Below are 7,751 nucleotides of genomic sequence, written 5' to 3'. Positions count from 1 at the left end.
ATTACGGCTGCTGCGGCTCTTGCCGTAATAGCTGACCGGAGCCAGAAACATAAACGTGTTCTGCTCAATCGACAGCTTTCGAAGCTCTTCAAGTTCTTCAAGACCGTCATGAAGCGTATATCGATGCATAATGCGTTTTACAAGTTTGTTGCCCTTTGGGTCGACTCCTCGTTCTATCTCCTTACCGGTGTCCTCAAGAACAATGACGTTGGGCTTGCCATCGGAATCGTTACCCTTCTTCTGGAGAGTCCCATCAGGAAACATAGCGTGATAAAAGGTGTCGGGATCGCAGTAGCTCCAACCCAAACGATAGGCGTCAAACAACTTCTCGTTTCTCACCTGATTTGCATGGCGCTCATTCTCATACCAGCGTCCATCATGCTCGCTGGAACTCTTACGACGCTTTCTCGAAACAGGCATACAAAGCCCCCTTTAAGATGAAAACAACACTCCCCTGGAAACAACCTCAGGAGCGACCCCGAGGGGGCGCCCTGCGGGCTAAGCAGGACGTACATTAAGGTTAAATGGTATTTTACACTTTTTCGCCTAAAAATGTGTATATAGAATCTATATACAGTGTATATAGATTCTATATACACAAAAAGGATCACTCCGATGCCTCGTACGCGGTGATAAACGCCTTTAGTGGCGACGTCTCGGGAACGTGCCGGAGCTCTTCGCGATGCCGCATGTGCGCGAGTCTGCGCTCGCACATGGCCCGTATCTCGGCCCGATCGGCCCGGTCCTGGGCCTCGGCGTCCTCGGCAGTCTTTGCCTCGTAGTAGCCGTGCAGGTCGACAGTCACGGTTCTCTTGCCGCCGCCCGGCCCGGATCCAACATTGGAAGGCACACGGTTCAGCATAGCCTCCGTACTTCCAATCAACGACTGGCGCGCGAGCCGCGCCACAGCCTCCGGGTCATGGAGCGAGAACGGTTTTGCATCGGGATCGGCCATGGCCCGGAGGGTCACTTCAAGCTCGGAACGGTCCATCTTCGCAATCCTGAACTGCCAATCGAGCAGCTCGACATCATCCATGGCTACCCACGAACCTTGACTGCGATGAAGTAGCCAATACCGCCACAGACGGCCATGGAGAGAAGCAGCGCAGCCCATCCCCATGTACCCAGCCACTCGGCCCCGGCCTTCAGCTGGACCCACATGAAGCCCACGGCGACCAAGAAGACGATGAGGCAGGCCACGCAGGTCACGACGCCACACGCAACGGTCGCAACAATCATCGACCGCCTCGCGCTCTCGAGTTCATCGACGGCCTGCTTGGCGTTCGCCTGGCTGCTCTCAACGGCCTTTTTAGCCGCCCTCTCCACGTCCCGCAGGCACTCAACCGTGCGGGCCTCCACAGCCCTGTAAACGACGTTTGAGGCATCCTCCGCTCGCTCGGCGGCACCGATGACCGCCTCGCTCATATCGCGCATGGTGTCGGTGTTCTCGACCAACGCACCGTGCATCTCCTTCGCGATGCCGGCGATGCTGTGCATGTCCTTGGCGACGCGGAGCTGGTCGCGCGCCGCCTGTTCCTTGAGATCTGCCGATGCCTCAAGGGCATCGCCCATAGCCGCTAGGTTGTCCTGGCTGAGGTTGTCGAAAGTACCCATGATTTGAACTCCGTTTCTAGTGGTGGATACCGTTTTCGTTTTCAAGCTCGATCTCGACCGAGAGCGGCTTGGCGACCTTTGCAGTCTTCTTGGCCTGCTCGCGGACGAGCTTGTCGCGCTGCTGGGCGGTCATGGCCTTGAGCTGGGCGGCGGTAATCGGTCGCCCGACCTCCTTGCTCATGGTCACGAGCTGGCGCAGCGGGCGTCCCATCTGCGCGCCCGTGACGGTGCGACCGTCTTGGGTGAACTTGAGGTCGCCGTGGCCCTCGACGTAATCCATGGCCACGCCGCGCTGCGCTAGGGCGTCGGCGAGGTCGTTGAAGTGGTTGTTGCTCCGGCGCGCGAACACCTGCTGGATCTCGGCCTCGACGGTCTTGGCGATGGAGATATCCAACTTGGCGCCGCCCATGGCCATACCGCGCTTTCGCGCCGCCGTGGCGCGCATGAGGCCCGTGTGGCGGGCGATGAAAGCGCGCCGGCGCTGGGTGACGGCGTCGGTCTTCTGCGCCCACCATGCGCTCGCGCGCTCCTTGAGTCGGCGCAGCTCTCCGATCACGCGGTCGATGGCGCTGTTCGTCTGGCGCACCTCGACATTCATGGCCACGCGCTCAGGCGTGGGTCGCTGGCCCTCGTGGACGGTCGGGACGTACTCAATTTTGCGGTCCTCGAAGGACCGGTGGTCGATTGTCACGGCAACCTCGTTGTGCTTGGCGGCATGTTCGGCGAGGCGTTTGTTGGCGATGCCTGCCCAGGACGCGCGGACGCGCCTGAGTTCGGCTTTCTCGGCATCGAACGCCTTAGCGCCGTCCATCTTGGCGGTGACGGCCACTGGCGTCTTCGTCTTGCGGTCGTCCTTGGTGAGGCCTTGCGCCGCCGCCTGGGACATGGTCCGGCGCTCACCGTCCCGGAAGTTGTAGACCTTCTCGATGCCCTCGGCCTTGGCCGCCTTCCAGTCCTTGGCGGCGACCATGACGTCGCTGCCGTCTGGACGGCGGCACAGGTAGACCTTGGTTGACTTCTGCGCCCTGGGGCGCTCGAAGCCATCGGCACCGAGTTTGAGGGCGCTCACGAGCACGTGGGCGTGGGGATTACCGTCGCCCGAATCATGTATTGCCCAATCGCAGGCCTTGTTTTTGAACAGGTTGCAGAAATCGAGAACGCAGGCGCGTTGCTCGTCCAAGTCGAGCTCGCGGGGAAGGGCGAACTCATAGCGCTTGGCCACGAGTTCGTTGCCGCCGTCATATGCGCGCCGTGCCTCGTTCCAGATACTCTGACGGTCCCAGGCGGGCGCACCTTCGGGAAGGACGATACCGGTATCGGCGATGCGCTCGGCGCGCGCGTAGCGCTTGAGCTCGCCCGTGGCCTCGTCGCGCAATGTCTCGCCGCTCTGGTAGGCGGCAGACGCGACGGCAGACGATCCGCGCGCCGGGGCGATGCCTCGGGCGTTCAGATGGTAGATGGCCATGTGGCGTCTGCCTCCTTCCGGCAAGCGAGTGAAACGAGCGCGCAGCGGTGCCGTGCGCACCGTGAGCCATTGAGGCGAACGGGCACGGTATCGCGGAGCGCAAGGGAGCCTTGGCGACCGCGCAGGCGCAGCCAATCGTAAGCCGCCCAAGGCGAACGGTTGGCGGTGTGCCGGAGAGGCAAGGAGCGCGAGCGACGCGCAGCGACCGCAGGGAGCGTAGGGGCTCGCCGCCTAGGCGCGCACGCAATGTCTCTCTCACGCAGCGCCGTAGGCGCGAGTAAGTGAGACTAAGTGCGCCCTTAACTTAAGTTAAGGGAATGATACCCACTCGTTACGGGTACAATCAAGTCAATTAAAAACGCAGTTGAAAGGCACAAAATGGACCTGAACGAATTCACGAGCATCGACGGGGCTCAGCGGTCAGATAACACTTTCGCGGCAGACGCCGGAACGCAGCCCGCGAAGCCGAAACGCAAGCGCGTCAAGAAGACCATTGACCAGCAGGTCGCCGAGGCCGAAGAGCGCCTGAAGAAACTCAAAGCGAAGCAGCGGAACGAGGAACGGACCAAACGCAACCACCGGCTCATCGCGAGCGCCGCGACCATCGAGGCCGAGGCCGGTCACGTTGAGCTCGACGAGCGCATTGCCACATGGCTCGGGCGGGTTCTCGCCAACGAAATTGCCAGCAAACCTGAGGGTGAGATCTCTCGATACATCGCATGGCGCGACGGAAAGGGCGGCAAACAGTGAATATCAAAATTGTCTACGAGGACTGCATTGACGCATGGGACACCCGAGCGGACGGGTCCGCATCGACCTCACATGCCGTGCTGCGCGTCAACGGACGGCATCTCGAACTTTGGAGCGCCCTCAGATTCGAGGAGGGGTACGACCCGGAGAAAAGTGGGCAGGCAAAGAGCAGCCGAACCGAAGAGGGGCAGGCCGAAAGCATCCTGAGCATTTCAGCGGAAAACGCCCCACAGGTCCTCAATGCCTGGCTCGCTGTTGCTCACGATGAGCACGGGCTGCTCAGGCTCGACGTCGACGGTGAAACGCTCTACAAGTTCGAAGAGCCGGACGAGGACGAGGATGAAACCTCGGACAACGTCAGCGACGAGTTCAGCGGCGTGTTCGAAAACGTGGACTTTTTTGAACCGGAGGGGTGCCCGCAGGGAGCTTGGCGGCCACGAAGCCCCAGCGCGACCGCTCGATAATCAGGTGCTTTGATTAGGTATACTAAACTGGTATACTTATTGGGGAAGAAAGGAGAACGGCATTGGTCAGAGTACACGGGAACGCCCTCAAGCACGGGCTTACCAGCGATGAGGTCGCGTATGCGTGGGAGAACCCGATTCGGTGCCGCCAGCGAAACGGCACGGATGACCCGCCGCTCTGGATTTCGGTCGGCTCGCTTCCCGATGGGAGGTTTGCCGAGCTGATTGGATTCATGGATATCGACGGCGTTTGGTGCGTGTTCCACGCGATGGTGCCGCCGACGAAGAAGTTCAAGCGTGAGCTGGGATGGAGGTAGACATGAACGGAATCGTTGCCGAGAACGGCAAGGTCGTGACCGATGAGATGATTGCCGATTGGGAAAGCGCCCTTGAGCGCGATGAGTGGCCTAGCGGATGGGTCAACGTTGGCGAGGTTGTCGAGGGCAAGCTCCCGAAGGCCGTACCCGAGACGGTGACGCTGTCCCTCAAGGTTCCAGTTGCGATGAAGCGGGCTCTTGAGAAGGAAGCGAAGGCCGAGGGCAAGTCGACGGGTGCGTATGCCCGCGGAATCCTCGCCGATGGTCTCATGGCCATAGCGTAAAGCAGCAGGGGAGCTAACAGAAAGGGGGGCCTTGAAGGGCTCCCCTTTCCTGCCGGCGACCCTGTTGTGATTTGGGTCAGAGCTTCATGGCTAGCCCCTCCAAGCCCTCCTGAGCCTTTGCCAGCGGCTCAGCTCTTATGTATATACACTCTATATAAATTCTATATAGAGTGTATATACAATCTATATACTATCTCGATTCATGCGCAGTTCAAGACCCTCGACGATGAGGCGTGAGACCGTTGTATTGTGTTCAGCGGCATAAGTCGAAATCTCGGCTTTTTGTTCATCAGTCACCCAGAAAGTGATGCACTTTCCCTTTTTACGAGTGCTGGTCGAGTCACCTTTGTGGCGCGTATCCTGGTTTGCCATGAGGGTCGGCGCAACCTCCTCAGGCACCGTCATTCGACGGACTGGCCTCTTAGCCGGCATAGTGAATCTCCTCATCGTTACGCAAGATTTCTTTCAGTTCATCCCAAATCTCCTCATAGCCGAAGAGATCATCGCCAAACGAATTGCCGAAAAAGTTTCGCAGCCCTTCGCGGCGGCGGACTTGATGGTCGAAATAACTGAGGTCGGCATCTTCAATCTCGCTCTGTGCCTTTGCAAACGAAAGGGTGTTGGCCGCAACCTGAGTAAGCAGCACGCCGTAAAAGACCTCGCGCTTCGTAAGCGTGCGTGCGGTCTCGATGGTCTTCACAACGTCGGCCGCGCCCGGACCCGTCGGAATCACGACGAAGTCCGATGCCTCAGCAGCCTCGTCCATGATGTTGCCATTCGGTGGGCAGTCGATAAAGATCCATTTGTCAGGATTCCTGCGGTATTGGATGCCGGCGCGCCGCACCGTCGCCAGGTTCGCCGACGTTACGGAAAATGGAAGGGAATCATTGTTCTGATCGGCGAGGAGCGCCCAGAAGCTTGCGCTAGACTGCGGGTCGCAGTCGTAAACCTCGACGCTCTTTCCCTCGCGCTCAGCAGCTGTCGCCAACGCCATTGCCGTCGTTGTCTTGCCGACACCACCTTTTAAGTTCATAGCCGAAATAATCACGGGCGTTCCTCTCAAGTGCTGTTGTATCTAACAGTGAGTCTATATAGAAAGTATATACAGTCTATATAGACTGTATATACTTTTCTTTCAACTCGGCGAGCTCATCGCCTGTAAGCGTCCGCCCCGCGCTCCTCGCCGCACGCAGCCCCTCGAACAGGTCTGGCGCCTCGTGTCTCGCCCATTCAATTGCAGCTCGAACGCCGAGGGCGCGAGCTTTCATCAGGTCGGAACGCTTTCCCATAAGGTCGGCTGTCGTCATGGCGTCGAAGTAATCGTCGGTCTCAGTGTTCCATGCCTGGTGCTCATCATCGATGCCGATCTTGATCTGATTGAGAAGATCTTCGTTCTCGCGGACAATTCTCTCGACCTCGGCAGCGCGCTTAAAGCCGAAAAAGACCGCCGTCTGCTCATATGGCTCCCACGGATGCGCCGCGACATGGCGCAGTACCGCGCGAACAAGACCTGGCCGATCATTTGCATACTTCCGCTTGAATTGCTCGGCCTGTTCCTCGATAACCCTATGAGGCCGGTACGTTGGACGCCTGTCTTGGCTCATAGCCTTCTTGTATTCATTCTGCCATCCAGGCTTGAGCCACTTATAGACAGTCGGACGGGACACCCCAGCGACGCGAGCTAGCGCCGACATACTTAAACCAGGGTTCTCAGCCGCAGTTTTCCAAACCTGCACGGCCTTCGTCGGCGCTCCATCTCGGTTGCCGTTATCCCACCAATTCGTGCCATGGGCCTTCTGATTCAGGTCCCTTGTCATGCGGGCCTTTTCAAGAGACAAATCCTTCGGGAGTCTCTTGTCTGGCGGATTACTACCATGTCCCATCTTCTCACCATATGAGACAGCGGCCTTTCGCTCGCAGAATCCCTGAGTGTAACGACGCGCCCGCCCAGCCGCTGAGCCGCCCTCAAACGCCTCCAGAGCCGCCGCCACGTCGTTAGCGGTAAACCTGTTGCTTGGCTCTACCGAAAGGGCGTCAAATCGATCAAGAAGGCCGTATGCATCGTCCTCAAGCTCGTCGTAAGAAACGCCACACTTGTTAGCCATGACAGCAAGATAGAAGATGCACCAATAACGGTGATCAACTGATGCCTGATCCCTGATGACGCTCAAAACCCGATCGTAGCCGGCACGGCCATACGTCCACCCTCCGCGCGGCTCGTCGTTAACAACGCACCTTTCATACCATTCGGGCCACAATTCTTTTGCCTGGGCGATCGGAGTCTTCTTGCGGGCCTCCTGCGTAAGTTCTCGAAGGGCTGCAAGACCATCCATATCCTTCTTGCCCAGCAGCTTTGGAACAAAAGACAGCAGATAGGGGATTGTAGCAGGCGGGGTCGCATCGTGAGAAAAACACTCGGCAACATACGGCTGCTTAATCTTTGGATTGCCGATGTCTCCATTGAGCTTCGTGGCGCTTCCGACCATCCGGAAACCTTGGAAGATGCCCTGAGTCTGCTTCTTGTCTGGGTCGCTGGCGCTTGTGTTGGCGTTCCAAACTCGGTCGGTCAGCTCGCGCTTGAGGACCTGTAGACCAGTGACGTAGCGGGTCATAAGCGGCACTGGATGTTCGAGAAGGTAAACGACGTGAAGGCCTGTCCCTGAGCTGACGAGATAGTTGGCATAGGGAATTGCGCCACGCTCCATCTGGTGGAGCAAGTTATCAAGCTCGCGTTCGCCAACGTAATCGAGATCGATCATGATGGCATGCAAGTATCGGGCATTACGGCTGCTGCGGCTCTTGCCGTAATAGCTGACCGGAGCCAGAAACATAAACGTGTTCTGCTCAATCGACAGCT

11 protein-coding genes are annotated in these 7,751 nt (G+C 58.5%); 4 read left to right on the top strand and 7 right to left on the bottom strand.

Going from position 1 to position 7,751, the window contains the following annotated elements:
* From I2H81_RS10155 to I2H81_RS10140, 4 genes are all read right to left on the bottom strand, one after another.
* On the bottom strand, positions 1 to 420 hold a 420-nt coding region (locus I2H81_RS10155; protein ID WP_229108199.1), incomplete at its 3' end, for a hypothetical protein.
* A gap of 187 nt (positions 421 to 607) precedes the next feature.
* Complete coding sequence (locus I2H81_RS10150) at positions 608 to 1,036, bottom strand: hypothetical protein (RefSeq protein WP_195645446.1); 429 nt, start codon at positions 1,034 to 1,036, stop codon at positions 608 to 610.
* A 2-nt stretch (positions 1,037 to 1,038) separates the two neighbouring features.
* Positions 1,039 to 1,614, bottom strand: a complete 576-nt coding sequence (locus I2H81_RS10145) for a hypothetical protein (RefSeq protein WP_195645445.1) — start codon at positions 1,612 to 1,614, stop codon at positions 1,039 to 1,041.
* A gap of 16 nt (positions 1,615 to 1,630) precedes the next feature.
* The gene (locus I2H81_RS10140; RefSeq protein ID WP_195645444.1) at positions 1,631 to 3,079 is read right to left on the bottom strand and encodes a MobA/MobL family protein; all 1,449 of its coding nucleotides are present in this window, start codon (positions 3,077 to 3,079) and stop codon (positions 1,631 to 1,633) included.
* Between the two features lie 378 nt (positions 3,080 to 3,457).
* On the opposite strand from I2H81_RS10140, the gene I2H81_RS10135 reads away from it, so the two are divergent.
* The 4 genes from I2H81_RS10135 (at position 3,458) to I2H81_RS10120 (ending at position 4,894) form a co-directional block, all read left to right on the top strand.
* Positions 3,458 to 3,829, top strand: coding sequence for a hypothetical protein (locus I2H81_RS10135; RefSeq protein WP_117638243.1), 372 nt, complete (start codon positions 3,458 to 3,460; stop codon positions 3,827 to 3,829).
* Positions 3,826 to 4,293: a hypothetical protein gene (locus tag I2H81_RS10130; RefSeq protein ID WP_195645443.1), complete on the top strand. Its 468-nt coding sequence runs from the start codon at positions 3,826 to 3,828 to the stop codon at positions 4,291 to 4,293. The genes I2H81_RS10135 and I2H81_RS10130 overlap by 4 nt, the downstream gene beginning before the upstream one ends.
* Positions 4,294 to 4,355: 62 nt before the next feature.
* A complete protein-coding gene (locus I2H81_RS10125) occupies positions 4,356 to 4,610 on the top strand; it encodes a hypothetical protein (RefSeq protein ID WP_117638241.1) in 255 nt (84 codons plus the stop codon).
* A gap of 2 nt (positions 4,611 to 4,612) precedes the next feature.
* Positions 4,613 to 4,894, top strand: a complete 282-nt coding sequence (locus tag I2H81_RS10120) for a hypothetical protein (protein WP_186865710.1) — start codon at positions 4,613 to 4,615, stop codon at positions 4,892 to 4,894.
* Positions 4,895 to 5,077: 183 nt separating this feature from the next.
* Here the strand turns inward: I2H81_RS10120 and I2H81_RS10115 are convergent, their stop codons facing one another.
* The 3 genes from I2H81_RS10115 to I2H81_RS10105 all read right to left on the bottom strand — a co-directional run.
* Positions 5,078 to 5,326: a hypothetical protein gene (locus tag I2H81_RS10115; protein WP_118328855.1), complete on the bottom strand. Its 249-nt coding sequence runs from the start codon at positions 5,324 to 5,326 to the stop codon at positions 5,078 to 5,080.
* The gene (locus I2H81_RS10110) at positions 5,316 to 5,942 is read right to left on the bottom strand and encodes a ParA family protein (protein WP_117638238.1); all 627 of its coding nucleotides are present in this window, start codon (positions 5,940 to 5,942) and stop codon (positions 5,316 to 5,318) included. Before I2H81_RS10110 ends, I2H81_RS10115 begins: the two co-directional genes overlap by 11 nt.
* A gap of 61 nt (positions 5,943 to 6,003) precedes the next feature.
* A partial coding sequence (locus I2H81_RS10105) for a hypothetical protein (RefSeq protein ID WP_195645442.1) occupies positions 6,004 to 7,751 on the bottom strand: 1,748 nt, incomplete at its 5' end.

It is taken from the genome of Collinsella aerofaciens (genome assembly GCF_015561195.1).
Taxonomy (GTDB): Bacteria; Actinomycetota; Coriobacteriia; order Coriobacteriales; family Coriobacteriaceae; genus Collinsella; species Collinsella aerofaciens_AC.
The sequence above is the reverse complement of the archived record's forward strand: the minus strand, read 5'-3'. Positions and strand labels throughout refer to the sequence as shown.